Below are 14,575 nucleotides of genomic sequence, written 5' to 3'. Positions count from 1 at the left end.
GGCAGGGCCGTGCCGGAAAAAGGCACATGTACTGATAATCCGGGACACGGCGAAGGTTCGCTCGTTGACACCCCTCAACGGGTGGTCTTGGCAGCATGAGGGCCATGACGCAGCTGATGGGCCGTCCGATCCTGGGCCTGCCGAGCGACTTGAACAGCCGCTCCACCCTCACCGACCTGCTCACCGGCATCCGCACCGCGCTGCTCACCCTCTCCGTGGTCGCCGTCCCGGTGTTCGGGCTGTGGGTGCTGGCCCCGTACGGCGACGACACGGCGCAGGACGCGGGCCGGGCCGCGTGCGGACTCTGGCTGCTCGGCCACGGCGCGCCCCTCGGCCGCGGCCCCCGGGCCGTCCCGGTGACCGTCGCACCGCTGCTGCTCACCGTCGTCACCGCGGTGCTGCTCTCCCGGGCCGGACGCCGCCAGGCCCGGCGCACCCGGGGGCGCGGATGGGCCCGCTGGCGCTCCCCGCTCGCGGTGTACGCCGGGTACCTGCTGGTCGCGGCCTTCGCCGTCGCCCAGTGCGCCGACCCGCAGGCCCTGCTGCGCTCCCGGGCGGTCGCCGACCTCGCCGCCGTCGCCCTGCTCGCCGCCGCCGCGCTCGGCCACGGCCTGTGGTCCGGGTTGGGCCGACCTGCCGCGCTGCCCCGGCTCCCGCTGCCGCCCGCGCTCTGGCCGGACGGCGCCGGGGCGGCCGTCGGACGGGCGTTGGCCGGCTGGCTGCTCGCGCTCACCGCCGGGGGCGGGGTCCTGTTCGCCGTCGCCGTCCTGCTCGGCTCCGCCGGACCGGACGCGCAGCGGCTCGGCGGCGGGGCGGCCGACTGGCTCGGCCTGCTGCTGGCCTGCCTGCTGCTGGTCCCCAACGGGCTGATCTGGTGCGCGAGTTACGCCCTCGGGGTCGGGTTCGCGGTCGGCACCGGCAGTCACGCCGGACCGTTCGGCACCCGGCTCGGCCCCACCCCGACTTCCCGCTGCTCACCCTGCTCCCCACCGACCGCGGCCCCGACTGGCACCTGCTCGTCGGCCTCGCCCCCCTCGCCGCCGCGACCACCGCCGCCCTGCTGCTCGGCCGCGCCGCCACTCGCTGGACCCTCACCCAGACCGCGACCGCCGCCACCGCGACCGCCCTCGCCGCCACCCCGCCCGGCCTGCTCGCCGCCCACCTCGGCGGCGGCGCGCTCGGCCCCGGCCGGATGTCCGAACTCGGCCCGGTGCCCTGGCAGTTCGCCCTCGCCCAGACCGGCTGGCTGCTCGCCGTCACCCTCCCGGGAGCGCTGCTGTGGCGCTGGTGGCTCGCCCGCGACCGCGACCGTGGCGGCGACGGCGGCGACGGCGTGGGGCCGGTAGTCCGGGCCCGGGTCGGCGCGTACCGCCTGGTGTGCCGCCTGGCGGCGTGAACGGACGGGCGACCGCTGCCGTCCGCACGACGAGAGGGCTTGCCTGCGTGCCTGCTCGCCCGCTGGGCCCGATCGCTCGCTAGCTCGCCTGCTCGCCTGCTTGCCGCCCACCTCGGCGGCGGCGCGCTCGGCCCCGATCGAATGTTCGAACTCGGCCCGGTGGCGTGGCAGTTCGCCTTCGCCCGGACCGGCTGGCTGCCCGCCGTCACCCTTCCGGGAGCGCTGCTGTGGCGCTGGTGGCTCGGCGCGTGCCGCCTGGCGGCGTGAACGGACGGGCGACCGCTGCCGTCCGCACGACGAGGCGGCACACCTGCCCGGACGCTCGTCTGCTTGCCCGCCCGCCCGCTCACGCGTCCTTGCGCCGCAGGGTGCGCAGCCCGCCCAGGGCCGCTGCGGCGGTCCAGGCGGCCATCAGGAGCAGGCCGGTGGTGTGGCCGTAGGGGACGCCGGGGGTGTCGGCGAGGCGGAGGGCGTACTGGCCGGCTCGGTCGGGGAGGAACCGGGCGGCGTCGCGGAGGCCCGGGACGGCGGCCAGGGCGGTGGTGCCGAGGAAGACCGCGGGGGTGAGCAGGCCGAGGGCCGCGGTCTGGTTGCGCAGCACGGTGGTGAGGGCCAGGCACAGGACGAGCAGCAGCGGGTGGTAGAGCACCCCTGCGGCGAGGGCCCGGGCGGTGCCGGGGACGGAGAGGTCCAGGCCCACGGTGGCGGCGGTGGCGGCCAGTTGTCCGCCGACGGTGGCCAGGCCGACGGCCAGGCCCAGGCCGGTGCCGAGCAGCAGCTTGGCGCGGTAGAGCCGCAGTCGGTCCGGGACGGCGGCGAGCGAGGTGGAGAGCGTCCCGGAGGCGTACTCCTGGCCGATCAGCAGGACGCCCAGGCAGGCGACCGCGACCTGGCCGAAGTTCAGCCCGTAGTACAGGCCCTCCATCGGGTCGTCCCGCAGCGAGCCGTCGGAGTGCCCGTACGCGGCCTGGACGGCCGCGGTGATCCCGGTGCCGAGCGCCACCGCGAGGAGCGGGGCCGCCCACAGCGAGCGCAGGGTGGCGAACTTCGCCCATTCGGCGCGCAGCGGGTACGTGCGGGTGCTCATGCCGTCACCGCCCGGTACTCGACGGCGTCCGCGGTCATCCGCAGGAAAGCCTCCTCCAGGGAGTCGTGGGTGGCGGTCAGTTCGATCAGGGCCACCCGGTGCTCGGCGGCCAGCGCGCCCAGCCGCCCGGGGTCGGCGTCGGGGACGTCGAACGCCCCGCCGCCGGGCACCGGCACCGCGTCCGGGTGGGTGGCGGCCAGCAGCGCGGCCAGGGCGGCCGGGTCGACGGCCCGGACCCGGACCCGGCGGCGGCCGTGGCGCTCCAGGAACCCGGCGGTGGAGGTGTCCGCGAGCAGCCGACCCCGGCCGATCACCACCAGGTGGTCTGCGGTCACCGCCATCTCGGCCATCAGGTGCGAGGAGACCAGCACTGCCCGGCCCTCGCCCGCGAGCCGGCGCAGCAGCTCCCGAATCCACCGGACGCCCTCCGCGTCGAGGCCGTTCACCGGCTCGTCCAGCAGCAGCGCCGCCGGGTCGCCGAGCAGGGCCGCCGCGACGCCCAGGCGCTGGCGCATGCCCAGCGAGAAGGTCCGGATGCGGCGGTCGGCGACCTCGGCCAGGCCCACCAGGGCCAGCACCTCGCCGACCCGCCGGGCCGGCAGCGCGTGCGAGGCGGCGATCCACCGCAGGTGCCCGGCGGCGGTGCGGCCCGGGTGCAGAGCCTGCGCGTCCAGCAGCGCCCCCACCCGGCACAGCGGACGCTCCAGCGCGGCGTACGGCCGTCCGTCCACCAGCGCGGCCCCGGCGGTCGGCCGGTCCAGCCCCAGCACCATTCGCAGCGTGGTCGACTTGCCCGCCCCGTTCGGCCCCAGGAACCCGGTCACCCGCCCCGGCTCGACCCGGAACGCGAGGCCGTCGACCACCCGCCGCCCGTCGTACGCCTTGGTCAGGTCGCGGATCTCGATCACGGCAACTCCCTTCGTCCGGCTGCTGGTCCGAGTCAACCGCCCGGCCCGGGGCCACCGAATCCCGCCCGCGAGTGGTCGTCCTCCCTCCCGCGGGGGAGGGCACCGCCGGGGACCGCGGCGCCCGGGGCGTTTCGGACGCGTGCGCGAAAGGGTCTCGTTCGGGTGAAAGGAGGAAACGTTTCCGCTCCGGGCGGATTTCCGCCGATACGATTCCGCCGGGCGGGCCGGTCCGCGCTCTTCGTGGAATGCGGTCCGTGCGGCGTCGGGAAAGGCGTTCCGGCAGTTTCCGCGCCCGGACAGCTCCATCGAAAACCGAAACGGCAACGCTTTCGACGGCCGACCCGCGGCTGGTTCCCGGCTGACCCGCAGCCTGCTTCCGGCCGAATCGCGACCGACTCGCGACCGATCCGCCACCGATCCGCCACCGACGCACGGCCGCCGGTCCCGCCGGAATGCCCGGGAGGACCTCCCGGGGGCCGCGCCGGAATCCGCGGCCCCTCTGAAGGGAGCCCGCCATCACGACCACGCGCGACGCCGAACGCTACGGGGACGACCTCTTCGCGGCCTCCCGCAGCGACGAGCGCGAACGGCTGGAAGGGCTGGCCGACGCCTTCGACCCGGCCAGTCGGCAGGACCTGCTCGCGCTGGGGCTCGACGCCCGGTGGACCTGCCTGGACGCCGGAGCGGGCGCGGGCACCCTGAGCGGCTGGCTGGCGTCCGTCGCCGGGTCCGCCCGGCAGGTCACGGCCGTCGACCGCGACACCCGCTTCCTCGACCACCTCGCGGATGCCGGGGTGCGGGTCGTCCGGGCCGACCTGAGCGATCCGGCCTTCGACCCGGGCCGGTTCGACCTCGTGCACGCCCGGTTCCTGCTGATGCACCTCAGGGACCGGAAGGAGGTACTGCGCCGCCTGGCCTCCTGGCTCAAGCCCGGCGGACTGCTGGTGGTCTCCGACTCCCTCGCGGTCGGCGGCGAGACCTCGCCGCACGAGGCGTACCGGCGCACGGTCGCCGCCTACTGGCGGATGCTCGCCGAGACGATCGGCAGCGACCGGCACTGCGCCGCGCAGTACCCCCGAATGCTGGCGGAGCTCGGCCTGCGGGACGTCGGCCTGCGCCTGCACGCGCCGCTGGCCGGCCACCACTCCGGGTTCACCCGCTTCCTGACCCTGTCGCTGGGGCAGAGCCGGGACCGGCTGCTGGCGGCCGGGCTGCCCGCGGACGTCCACCGGGAGGCGCTCCGGCACCTGGCGGACCCGTCGGCCCGGGAGCTGTTCTTCGCCATGGCCACCTGCTGGGGCCGCGCCCCGGCCGCCCCGTAGCGGGCCGGACCACCGCCCGCGTCCCGTCCCGCCGGGGAATCCGCCGGGGCCGCCGGAGAAGCCGCCGGGGCCGCCGGGGAGGATGCCGCCCCATTTTCCGCTCATCCCACGATTTCACTCCTGCGCATGGAAAACCGGCGATCCGGCCGGATTCCGGACGGACCGGACCGAGAATCGGTTCCGAACTCGGGAGAAGCCATTCCCGGAATGCCGACCGGGCCGGGGAATTCCCCGGCCCGATCCCCTGTGAAGGAGAGAACCATGCGGGACGAAGCCATCCGGCGTGCTGCGCTGATCTTCAAGCTGTTCGACGCGAACGGGAACGGAGTCCTCGACCCCCAGGACTTCGAGCTGCTCACCGAACGGGTCCTGGCCGTCGCCACCGACTCGCGGCCGGAGGCCAGGGAGGCGCTGACCGCCAGCATGCGCCGCTGGTGGAAGGTGCTGGAGGACGGGCTGGACGCCAACGGGGACGGCGTGATCAGCCCCGAGGAGTTCGAGGCGTCCGTGCTCTCCCCCGAGCTGTTCGGCGCGACCGCGCACGACTTCGCCGAGGCGCTCGCCGGGCTCGGCGACCCGGACGGCGACGGCCTGATCGAGCGGTCCCGCTTCGTCGACCTGATGACCGCCTGGGGCTTCGAACTGCCGAACATCCACTCGCTGTTCGAGGCGTTCGGCCCGGACGTCGCGGACCGGATCACCGTGACCGCCTGGGCCGACGGCATCCGCGACTACTACACCCCGAGTCTGGCCGGCATCCCCGGGGACCACCTGGTCGCCGTCCCGGCCTGACCTGCCGCCCCGCTCCGCCCGGCCCCGCCGAGGGGTCGGGCGGGCGCGGCGGGGCAGGATGGCCCGGTGTTCGCTCCGCTGCTGCGCTCCGTGACCTACACCCGTTGGCTGCACCTGATGATCGGGGCGGTGTTCGCCGGGGTGGTGCTGCTGGTGTACCCGGGGACGGAGGGGGTGTCGACCGGGCGGGCGGTGCTGTGGGGAGTGGCGCTGGACGTGCCGCTGCTGTGCCTGGCCGCGCTGGTGCCGGGGATGCGGCGCGGGGAGGGGGTGCAGGCGCGGCTGCTGCTGGGGCCCGCGCGGGAGGAGGAGATCGGGGTCGCGCCGTCGGCGGGATGGGCGGACCGGGGGCGGACGGCGCTCTGGCTGGTGGCCCGGGTGGGGCTGGGGGCGGCGGTCGGGGCGGTGACGGTGGCGGCGGTCCGGGTGGCGGCGCGCGAGCCGCTGCTGGCGCTGCCGGCGGGGTTCGCCCTGCTCTGGCTGGTGGTGTTCGCCGGACGGCTGCAACTCGCGTTCGCGGTAAGGCTGCTGGGCCCGTCGGGGGCGGAGCGGCTGGCGGCGGCCGAGGCCCGGGCGGAGCGGCTGCTGGAGCGCAACCGGCTGGCCCGGGAACTGCACGACTCGATCGGGCACGCGCTGACGGTGACGGTGGTGCAGGCGGGCGCTGCCCGCGAGGTGGCCGATCCGGCGTTCCGGGAACGGGCGTTGGAGGCGATCGAGACCACCGGGCGGCGGGCGCTGGACGACCTGGAGCGGATGCTGGTGCTGCTGCGCGAGACCCCGGACGCGGTGGTCGCCGAACAGCCGGGCCTGGACCGCGTCCCCGAGCTGTTCGCCGCCGCCCGGGCGGCCGGCAGCCCCGTCGACGCCGAACTCGACCTCCGGGCGGCCGAGTTGCCCGGGGTGCTGTCCCGGGAGGCGTACCGGATCGTCCAGGAGGGCGTCACCAACGCGCTGCGGCACGCCCCGGGCGCGCCGATCCGGGTGCGCGGCGCGGTGGCGGGCGGGGTGCTGGAACTGTCCTGCCGCAACGCCCTGACCGGGAAGGGCAGTTCGCGCCGGGGCGGCGGCAAGGGCCTGCGCGGGGTGCGGGAACGGGCGGTGCTGCTCGGCGGCGAGTGCGAGGCCGGACCGGAGGGCACCGACCCTGCGGAGGCCGACCAGGCCGACCAGGCCGACCCGGACCGGGCGGGCTGGCTGCTGCGGGTGCGGCTGCCGCTACGGTTGGGCCGGTGACGGTGATCAAGGTGCTGCTGGTCGACGACGAGGAGCTGATCCGGCTCGGCCTGCGCGCCGTCCTGGACGCCCAACCGGACCTGGAGGTGGTCGGCGAGGCCGCCGACGGCGCCGAGGCGTTCGCCCTGGTCCGCACCCTGCGCCCGGACGTGGTGCTGATGGACGTGCGGATGCCCGGCCTGGACGGCCTGGCCGCGACCCGGGCCATCCTGCGCGGCGCCGACCGCCCGCCGAAGATCCTGGTGGTGACCACCTTCGAGGCCGACGACTACGTGTACGAGGCGCTGCGCGCGGGTGCCGACGGCTTCCTGCTCAAACGCTCCCGCCCGGCCGAGGTGGTGCAGGCGGTGCGCCTGGTCGCGGCGGGGGAGTCGCTGCTGTTCCCGGCGTCGATCCGGCGGCTCGCCGCCGCCCGGGCCGGACGGGAGGGCGCGGACGGCGGCGCGGTGGCCCGGGCCGGGCTGACCGGACGCGAGGGCGAGGTGCTGCGGCTGATGGCCCGCGGCCTGTCCAACGCCGAGATCGGCGCGCGGCTGCACCTAGGCGTGCAGACCGTCAAGACGCACGTCAGCGGCGTGCTCGGCAAGCTCGGCGCCCGGGACCGTACCCAGGCGGTGATCGCCGCCTACGAGTCGGGCTTCGTCACTCCGGCGACGGAGGAGGAGCCGACCGGCCGGAACTGACCGGCCCGGGGCACCGGGAGGCCGGCGGATCGGGCGGCAGCGGTAGCGGCAGCGGCGTCGGGTCGGCGCACAGCAGGCGGTCCCCGAGCAGGTGGTCGCAGCGGCCCTGCTTGATGGCGTGGCGCAGATCGGCCCACTCGTCGGGGCTGAAGAACAGCACCCTGCGCCGGTCGGTGGCCCGGGCCAGGGCCACCCCGCGGGGGGACTCCGCCAGCACCACCCCGTCCAGGTCGTCGCTGACCGCGTGCCAGTCCAGCCCGGGGTGACCGTCCGGGTAGTACTCCACCGGGTGCATCATCCCGCCTCCCCCGCCTGTGCTTGTGACTGTGGCTGTGGCTGCGGGTCTACCTCGGCCCACAGGTGCTCCCACCGCTCGTTCTTGCTGTGCCCGAACCGGTCGCCCGCGCCGAGCACCCCGAGGACCTCCGCCACCAGGGCCGAGTCGGGGGGATCGGTGATCCGGGTGGTGATCCGGAAGCCCCCGTCGCCGGTGCGCCGGACCAGCGGTTGACGTCCGGTCAGCCGGTGCAGCGCGCCGCCGATCCAGCGCGCCCGCTCGGCGCTGCCGCCCGCCGGTGCGGGCCGCGCGTCGGAGGTGGCGGGCGGTCCGCCCACGTCCGACGGGTCGGCTTGTCGTGGCAAGGCCATTCCTCTCCCTTCGAGTCAGGGCCCGGTCGGCCCGAGCAAGGAATCCCCGGCCGGAACGGGACCGAGACCGTCCGGGTGGACGGGCACCTCCGTCCCGCCGCCGATCGGCCGCACCCACAGGAGGCCGCACCACTCGCCCATGTAGCGGACGACCTCCCCGGACTTCCGGTCCAGCACCAACTCCCCGACCGAAGAAGGGCGGTAGGGCTCGACCGGTGGGGCGGGGGCGGCGTCCGGCGGCAGCAACTCGGCGAGCGACCACGTCTCGGGCCCTCGGGGTTCGCTGTGTTCGCTCACTCTGTGCTCCGATCATTCGCCGTTCCGTCACCAGCATCGGCAGCGGTGGCTACGATCGGAAGTGTTTCTAATCAACACTTGACTGAGTTGAACTGGGGGAACGCCAGTGCGGATCAACGAACTTGACCCGTCGTCATCGCCCCTGGCGGCGTTCGGCTGGCAACTCCGTGAACGGCGACGACGAGAACGGCTCACCCAGGAGGGCCTGGGGGCGCTGGTCGGCTACACGGGCGCCTACGTCTCACTGATCGAGAACGGAAAGCGCCGCCCGCCCGTTGAGTTCGTCCGCGCGGTGGACCGGGCACTGGGAGCGGCGGGGGCGCTGGAGGGCGCGTGGTGGATGCTCGGCCACACCGCTTTTCACGGTGGGTTTCCGGAGTACGTGGGCCTTGAGGCCGCAGCCCGCCGCATTCGAGTATGGGAGATCGGAATTCCGCCGGGCATCGCGCAGACCGAGGAGTTCGCGCGAGCGCTTGAGGCCGGTTATGTGGAACGAGGGTCGGTGACGCCCGAGCAAGCCGCAGAGCGAGTCGGCGTGCTGCTCGGTCGGCAGGCTCCTCTGCACCTGCCGGACCCGCCGGAGTTGCACATGGTGCTCGACGAGAGCTGTATCCGTACGGTGGTCGGATCTCCCGGAGTGTCGGCACGACAACTCGCTTGGTTGGAGGAGTTGTCCCTGCGCCCCAACGTCGTTCTCCAGGTCATGCCGTTCACCAGCGGGGCACGGCGCCCTTTCATGCATATGACCATTTTGCTGACGATGGCCGATGGTTCATTGACGGGCTACACCGAGACGCATCAGCGGGGCTATGTCGAACGCGAAAGCGAAACCGTGCTGGGTTGGGTGGACGAGTATCATCGCCTACAGGTTGAAGCACTTTCCCCGGCTGACTCCCGCGTGTTGATCAGCAAGGCTCGGAAGGATCTCTGCACCATGCTCCCTGTTGACCCGGCCAAAGTCAGTTGGTTCAAGTCCAGTTACTCGGGCGGTGGCGGTGCGTGCGTCGAGATCAGCACGGCCTACGCGCAGTCCCACGGCGTGGTGCTGGTCCGTGACAGCAAGGACCGTGACGGTTCGTACCTCACTCTCCCCGCCACCGCCTGGGGCGCCTTCGCCGGGGCGGCCGGTCGCGGCGTCTTCGGCGCGGTCTGAGCGGTCGGCAGACAGGTGAGCCCTCGGCGTGGTGTCGGGGGCTCTGCTGTGTGCGGGGCGGGGCGGGTCGGGGCTACTGGTCGGAGACTTCGGACAGGTTGCTCAGCCAGGTCGGGACGTCGTACTCCTGGGCGCAGCTGCGCGCGGCCTCCTGGGTGGCGGAGTCGGCCCGGCAGTCCAGGTAGTCGTGGTAGGTGAACTGGATGGTGAACGCGCCCAGCGAGACCAGCAGGGCGAGGCCGCCGGTGAGCAGGGCGCCGAGCGCGGCGGGGACCTGCGGGCGGACCGGGCGCGGGGCGAACGGGTCGCTGACCGGTTCGGCGGGGGTGCGCAGGACGGTGACGGCGTACCAGACGGCCAGCAGGGAGAGCGGGAAGCCCACCCAGTACAGGCCGAACAGCACGGTGAGCAGCGCGGCGAAGCCCGACAGCAGCGCGTTGCGGGCGGCGCGGTGCGTGGGGTCGGCCGGGTCGAGCTTCGGCGGGGCGGGCTGCTGCTGGCCGGGGTCGGGGCGTTGGCCCCACGGCGGGGGCTGGGGGCGGTCCTCGTCGGGCCGTCCGTCGGGTTGCTGCCCGGACGCGGGCGGCCGCGGGGTGCGGGGACGCCAGGGCTGGTCGGGCGCGCCGGGCGGAGGGGCGCGAAGGGGTTGCGCTCGCCGCTGTCCTCGCCGCTGCTCATGGTGTCGGCCGTTTCTGCTCGTCGGGTGGCCGCCCGTCGGTGGGGGAGTGGGCGGTCGGTCAATGATCCCCCAGCCGGTTCCCGGCCGTACGGCACCCTGCCGGGTCGGGGTCCGGGCGGGTGGGAGATCCCCGTCTCAACTACGCGCGTAGCGTTGCCGGGCGGTGACAGGTGGCCTCCCACCAGCCGTTATCGTGGTGACGGTCGGCAGCTTCCCAAGGTTCCTCGGGCACCCGCAGCGCCGCGGCCCCCGGTGGTCCGCCGCCGGCTCCCGACCTGCCGCCGCCCGTAGTGGCCCCACCGAGGGTGGACGTACCAGCGGGCGGCACCCGACACGTACGGAGAATCGCGCCGTGGCTGCCGCTGACGCCCAAGTGTTCCCGCCCCGTACCCCCGGACCGGCCCGGCTGGTGGTGCTGGTCTCCGGCTCCGGCACCAACCTCCAGGCGCTGATCGACGCCGCCGCCGACCCCGCGTACGGCGCCGAGATCGTCGCGGTGGGCGCCGACCGGGACGGCATCGCGGGCACCGAGCGGGCCGGGAGGGCCGGCATCCCGGTCTTCACCGAGCGGATCAAGGACCACGCCGACCGGGCCGCCTGGGACGCCGCGCTGACCGCCGCCGTCGCCTCGTACGCCCCCGACCTGGTGGTCACCGCCGGGTTCATGAAGATCCTCGGCCCCGCGTTCGTCGCCGCCTTCGCCGGGCGCACCGTCAACACCCACCCCGCGCTGCTGCCCGCCTTCCCGGGCGCGCACGGCGTCCCCGACGCGCTGGCGTACGGGGTCAAGGTCACCGGCTGCACCGTGCACTTGGTGGACGCCGGGGTGGACACCGGGCCGATCATCGCCCAGGGCGTGGTGGAGGTCGAGGACGCCGACCACGCCGACGGCGGCGAGGCGCTGCACGAGCGCATCAAGACTGTCGAGCGCAAGCTGCTCGTCGAGGTCGTGGGCCGGCTGGCCCGCGAAGGACACCGCATCGAGGACCGAAAGGTATGGATTCCGGCATGAGCGCCGCTTCCTCCGCCCCCACGCCCGTCTCCGAGAACGTGCGCCCGATCCGGCGCGCGCTGATCAGCGTCTACGACAAGACCGGGCTGGAGGAGCTGGCCCGGGGCCTGCACGCCGCCGGGGTCGCCATCGTCTCCACCGGCTCCACCGCCGGGCGGATCGCCGCCGCGAGCGTCCCGGTCACCGAGGTCTCCGAGCTGACCGGCTTCCCCGAGTGCCTGGACGGCCGGGTCAAGACCCTGCACCCGCGGGTGCACGCCGGCGTGCTGGCCGACCTGCGCCTGGAGTCGCACCGCGCGCAGCTCGCCGAGCTGGGCGTCGAGCCGTTCGACCTGGTCGTGGTGAACCTGTACCCGTTCACCGCCACCGTCGCCTCCGGCGCCACCCCCGACGAGTGCGTCGAGCAGATCGACATCGGCGGCCCGTCCATGGTCCGCGCCGCCGCGAAGAACCACCCCTCGGTGGCCGTCGTGGTCGACCCGGCCCGCTACCCGGACGTGCTGACCGCCGTGCAGGGGGGCGGCTTCGACCTGCTGACCCGCAAGCGCCTGGCCGCCGCCGCGTTCGCGCACACCGCCGCGTACGACGTCGCCGTGGCGGGCTGGTTCGAGGAGTCGGGCTACACCGAGTCCGAGGCCGCGTTCCCGGCCTTCCTCGGCAGCACCTGGGAGCTGGGCGACGTCCTGCGCTACGGCGAGAACCCGCACCAGCAGGCCGCGCTCTACACCGACACGTCGTCCATCGGCGGCTCCGCCGCGGGCGGCGGCCTCGCGGGCGCCGAGCAGCTGCACGGCAAGGCGATGTCCTACAACAACTACGTGGACACCGACGCGGCCCGCCGCGCCGCGTACGACCACCAGGGCCCGGCCGTCGCCATCATCAAGCACGCCAACCCGTGCGGCATCGGCACCGGCGCGGACGTCGCCGAGGCGCACCGCAAGGCGCACGCCTGCGACCCGGTCTCCGCGTACGGCGGCGTGATCGCCGTCAACCGCCCGGTCTCGGTCGAGCTGGCCGAGCAGATCGCCCCGATCTTCACCGAGGTCGTCGTCGCGCCCGGCTACGAGGACGGCGCCCTGGAGGTGCTGACCAAGAAGAAGAACCTCCGGGTGCTGCGCGCCCCCGACGCCCCCGCCGACGCCCTGGAGTCCCGCCGGATCTCCGGCGGCCTGCTGCTCCAGCAGGTCGACCGGGTCGACGCGGCCGGCGACGACCCGGCGACCTGGACGCTGGCCACCGGCGAGGCGCTGTCCGCCGAGGAGCTGGCCGAGCTGTCCTTCGCCTGGCGGGCCTGCCGGGCCGTCAAGTCCAACGCGATCCTGCTCGCCAAGGACGGCGCCTCGGTCGGCGTCGGCATGGGCCAGGTCAACCGGGTCGACTCCTGCAAGCTCGCCGTCGAGCGGGCCGGCGAGCGGGCCGCGGGCGCGTACGCCGCCTCCGACGCGTTCTTCCCGTTCGCCGACGGCCTGGAGATCCTGCTCGCCGCGGGCGTCAAGGCCGTGGTGCAGCCCGGCGGTTCGATCCGCGACGAGGAGGTGGTCGCCGCCGCCGAGAAGGCCGGCGTGACCATGTACCTCACCGGCACCCGGCACTTCTTCCACTGAGCCGCGGCTGACGCCGAGGGCCCCGTACTCCGGACTCGGAGTACGGGGCCCTCGGGCTTCGCGCGGTGCGGTTACTTCTTGATCACCAGGGTGCCGGCCGCACGGTCGTGCCAGCCCTGCAGCTTCCCGGAGTTGTCGAAGAACGGCGACAGGAAGACCAGCAGCGCGCCGATGTAGCAGACCAGGGCGCCCACCATCGGGATGATGAAGCGGATGAAGCCGCCGCCCACGCCGGGGTGCTGGCCGTCGTTCTCCCGGACCACCCGCAGGCCCAGCGCCATCTTGCCGATGGTGGCGCCCGCCAGGCCGACCAGCAGCCACTCGTACAGCAGGCCGAACACGGCGATGACGGCGATCAGGCCGAACATCGCCACGACGACGTTGGTGCCGGCCTGCGAGTTGCTGTTCACGCAGTCGGTCCAGTCGGTGCTGGGGTACTCGTAGCCGGAGCAGTCCTTGGTGGTCTTGTCGGCCAGGCCGACCATCCCGGCCACGCCCGCGAACATCGCGATGCTGACGATCACACCGGTGACCAGGCCGTCCAGCAGGCGGGCCAGGAAGCGCTGGCCCATGGTGGCGAGCTTCACCGTGCCCAGGTTCGCGATGTTGATGTAGCCGTTGTTGGCCTGGATCGTGCCGGGCTGCGGCGGGTAGCCGTAGCTCGCCTGCGGCGGGACCTGCTGCGGGTAGCCGTACGGCTGCTGCGGCTGCCCCTGCGGGTAGCCGTAGCCGGGCTGCTGCTGCGGGGCCTGCGGCGCCTGCGGGTAGCCGTAGCCGGGCGGCGGCGGGGGCTGCTGGCCGTACGGGTTGTTCGGGTCGGGCGGGTAACTCAACGGTGCCTCCGGGCAGGAAGGGGTGTGGACGGAACAGGGAAAACCGGGGGACGGGCGGGCAGGGACACCGACCGCCGGGCAGCGTAGCGGAGCGTTCGGACAGGACACCGGGCAACTGGCATCGACGGCCCGTCCGTTCAGAGCCGGAACGGGCCGAGCCGGACCAACTCCCAGGCCCAGGCCGGTAACAGGGCGCCGGCCAGCAGCAGGTTGCGGCCCGCGTACGACAACCCGCGCCACCACCGGCCCGGGCCCAGCGGCCAGGCCACCAGCAGCACGGCGGCCAGCGCCGTCACCGGGTTCGCCAGCAGCGCGGCGCCCCAACGGCCGTGGCCCGCCTCGACGAACACCGTGGTGCTGCCGCACAGCGGGCACGGCACGCCGGTCAGCAGGCGCAGCGGGCACAGCACCCCCGGGTCGTGCGCGTCGTGCGCCACGGCCACCGCGACCGCCGCCCCGGCGACCGCCGCCGCCCGCAGCAGCACCCGCAGCGCCGCGCCCGTGCCGGTACCGGCCGCCCGGCGGCGCGGGGCCGGGGCGCCCGGAGTCGGCGCGGCCGGGGCCGGGCCGTACGGGGCCGGGCCGGGCGGCACCGGGTGGACCGGGGCCGGCGCCCCGGGGGCGCTCACGGCCGCACGGGGGCGCGAACGGGCAGGGCGGCAGCCGTGCCGCGGACGCCGCACGGCCCCGGCAAGTACGGTTCGCTCACTGTCGTTCTTCCCCCGACTTCTCGTCCCCCGCCGGCGACGGCCCGTCACCGGGACCCGACGCGGCAGGCATGCCCGGCCATCGTCGTCCGTACCGCGCCGCGCTGTCCAGCCACCAGCCGGAACCCGGACCGGACCGTGGCACAACCGCAACGGGGCCGGTACGCTCCGTGGCCGCCGCGGGGACGCTCGGTGGCGGGCGCGGGCACCGCCGGTCC

The 14,575-nt window shown here is 74.7% G+C and carries 16 protein-coding genes and 1 pseudogene; 9 read left to right on the top strand and 8 right to left on the bottom strand.

Annotated elements, in window-relative coordinates; genetic code table 11:
* Positions 1–95: 95 nt before the first annotated feature.
* Positions 96–1,396, top strand: a pseudogene (locus tag QMQ26_RS14250) (cell division protein PerM).
* 39 nt (positions 1,397–1,435) lie between these two features.
* Positions 1,436–1,663 carry a hypothetical protein gene (locus tag QMQ26_RS14245; protein WP_282205941.1) on the top strand — a complete coding sequence of 76 codons (228 nt, stop codon included), beginning with the start codon at positions 1,436–1,438 and terminating at the stop codon, positions 1,661–1,663.
* A 79-nt stretch (positions 1,664–1,742) separates the two neighbouring features.
* Here the strand turns inward: QMQ26_RS14245 and QMQ26_RS14240 are convergent, their stop codons facing one another.
* Entirely contained in the window at positions 1,743–2,483 is a 741-nt protein-coding gene (locus QMQ26_RS14240; protein WP_282205940.1) for an ABC transporter permease, read from the bottom strand.
* Positions 2,480–3,391, bottom strand: a complete 912-nt coding sequence (locus QMQ26_RS14235) for an ATP-binding cassette domain-containing protein (protein ID WP_282205939.1) — start codon at positions 3,389–3,391, stop codon at positions 2,480–2,482. The genes QMQ26_RS14240 and QMQ26_RS14235 overlap by 4 nt, the downstream gene beginning before the upstream one ends.
* Positions 3,392–3,906: 515 nt before the next feature.
* Between QMQ26_RS14235 and QMQ26_RS14230 the strand changes: the two genes are divergently transcribed.
* The 4 genes from QMQ26_RS14230 to QMQ26_RS14215 all read left to right on the top strand — a co-directional run bounded on the left by QMQ26_RS14230 (position 3,907) and on the right by QMQ26_RS14215 (position 7,424).
* Positions 3,907–4,713, top strand: coding sequence for a class I SAM-dependent methyltransferase (locus QMQ26_RS14230; protein WP_318552276.1), 807 nt, complete (start codon positions 3,907–3,909; stop codon positions 4,711–4,713).
* Between the two features lie 261 nt (positions 4,714–4,974).
* Positions 4,975–5,505, top strand: coding sequence for an EF-hand domain-containing protein (locus QMQ26_RS14225; protein WP_282205938.1), 531 nt, complete (start codon positions 4,975–4,977; stop codon positions 5,503–5,505).
* Positions 5,506–5,622: 117 nt separating this feature from the next.
* Positions 5,623–6,741 (top strand): sensor histidine kinase, encoded by a 1,119-nt coding sequence (locus QMQ26_RS14220; protein ID WP_404814176.1) that lies wholly within the window; start codon positions 5,623–5,625, stop codon positions 6,739–6,741.
* A complete protein-coding gene (locus QMQ26_RS14215) occupies positions 6,738–7,424 on the top strand; it encodes a response regulator transcription factor (RefSeq protein ID WP_282205936.1) in 687 nt (228 codons plus the stop codon). The genes QMQ26_RS14220 and QMQ26_RS14215 overlap by 4 nt, the downstream gene beginning before the upstream one ends.
* On the opposite strand, the gene QMQ26_RS14210 is transcribed toward QMQ26_RS14215, so the two are convergent.
* The 3 genes from QMQ26_RS14210 to QMQ26_RS14200 are packed head-to-tail and all read right to left on the bottom strand — an operon-like array spanning position 7,384 to position 8,369.
* Complete coding sequence (locus QMQ26_RS14210; RefSeq protein WP_282205935.1) at positions 7,384–7,722, bottom strand: hypothetical protein; 339 nt, start codon at positions 7,720–7,722, stop codon at positions 7,384–7,386. The genes QMQ26_RS14215 and QMQ26_RS14210 overlap by 41 nt on opposite strands.
* Positions 7,719–8,066: a hypothetical protein gene (locus QMQ26_RS14205; RefSeq protein ID WP_282205934.1), complete on the bottom strand. Its 348-nt coding sequence runs from the start codon at positions 8,064–8,066 to the stop codon at positions 7,719–7,721. Before QMQ26_RS14205 ends, QMQ26_RS14210 begins: the two co-directional genes overlap by 4 nt.
* Before the next feature lie 21 nt (positions 8,067–8,087).
* The gene (locus QMQ26_RS14200; protein ID WP_282205933.1) at positions 8,088–8,369 is read right to left on the bottom strand and encodes a hypothetical protein; all 282 of its coding nucleotides are present in this window, start codon (positions 8,367–8,369) and stop codon (positions 8,088–8,090) included.
* 106 nt (positions 8,370–8,475) lie between these two features.
* On the opposite strand from QMQ26_RS14200, the gene QMQ26_RS14195 reads away from it, so the two are divergent.
* The gene (locus QMQ26_RS14195) at positions 8,476–9,522 is read left to right on the top strand and encodes a Scr1 family TA system antitoxin-like transcriptional regulator (protein ID WP_282205932.1); all 1,047 of its coding nucleotides are present in this window, start codon (positions 8,476–8,478) and stop codon (positions 9,520–9,522) included.
* A 73-nt stretch (positions 9,523–9,595) separates the two neighbouring features.
* Here the strand turns inward: QMQ26_RS14195 and QMQ26_RS14190 are convergent, their stop codons facing one another.
* Complete coding sequence (locus tag QMQ26_RS14190; RefSeq protein WP_282205931.1) at positions 9,596–9,925, bottom strand: hypothetical protein; 330 nt, start codon at positions 9,923–9,925, stop codon at positions 9,596–9,598.
* A 628-nt stretch (positions 9,926–10,553) separates the two neighbouring features.
* On the opposite strand from QMQ26_RS14190, the gene purN reads away from it, so the two are divergent.
* Positions 10,554–11,213, top strand: coding sequence for a phosphoribosylglycinamide formyltransferase (gene purN, locus QMQ26_RS14185; RefSeq protein ID WP_233533699.1), 660 nt, complete (start codon positions 10,554–10,556; stop codon positions 11,211–11,213).
* A complete protein-coding gene (purH, locus tag QMQ26_RS14180) occupies positions 11,210–12,817 on the top strand; it encodes a bifunctional phosphoribosylaminoimidazolecarboxamide formyltransferase/IMP cyclohydrolase (protein WP_282205930.1) in 1,608 nt (535 codons plus the stop codon). The genes purN and purH overlap by 4 nt, the downstream gene beginning before the upstream one ends.
* Before the next feature lie 71 nt (positions 12,818–12,888).
* Here purH and QMQ26_RS14175 read toward each other — a convergent pair whose 3' ends face one another.
* Positions 12,889–13,650: an RDD family protein gene (locus QMQ26_RS14175; protein WP_282205929.1), complete on the bottom strand. Its 762-nt coding sequence runs from the start codon at positions 13,648–13,650 to the stop codon at positions 12,889–12,891.
* A gap of 137 nt (positions 13,651–13,787) precedes the next feature.
* Complete coding sequence (locus QMQ26_RS14170; protein WP_282205928.1) at positions 13,788–14,279, bottom strand: DUF2752 domain-containing protein; 492 nt, start codon at positions 14,277–14,279, stop codon at positions 13,788–13,790.
* Between the last annotated feature and the right edge of the window lie 296 nt (positions 14,280–14,575).

The sequence above is a fragment of the Kitasatospora fiedleri genome, assembly GCF_948472415.1.
Classification (GTDB): Bacteria; Actinomycetota; Actinomycetes; order Streptomycetales; family Streptomycetaceae; genus Kitasatospora; species Kitasatospora fiedleri.
This window is presented reverse-complemented; position numbering and strand designations above follow the sequence as displayed.

Bases quoted from the DNA above. Each gene is read 5' to 3' on its own strand.
- QMQ26_RS14220 (WP_404814176.1), top strand. From the start codon at position 5,623: ATGATCGGGGCGGTGTTCGCCGGGGTGGTGCTGCTGGTGTACCCGGGG.
- purH (WP_282205930.1), top strand. From the start codon at position 11,210: ATGAGCGCCGCTTCCTCCGCCCCCACGCCCGTCTCCGAGAACGTGCGC.
- QMQ26_RS14225 (WP_282205938.1), top strand. From the start codon at position 4,975: ATGCGGGACGAAGCCATCCGGCGTGCTGCGCTGATCTTCAAGCTGTTC.
- QMQ26_RS14210 (WP_282205935.1), bottom strand. From the start codon at position 7,722: ATGATGCACCCGGTGGAGTACTACCCGGACGGTCACCCCGGGCTGGAC.
- QMQ26_RS14240 (WP_282205940.1), bottom strand. From the start codon at position 2,483: ATGAGCACCCGCACGTACCCGCTGCGCGCCGAATGGGCGAAGTTCGCC.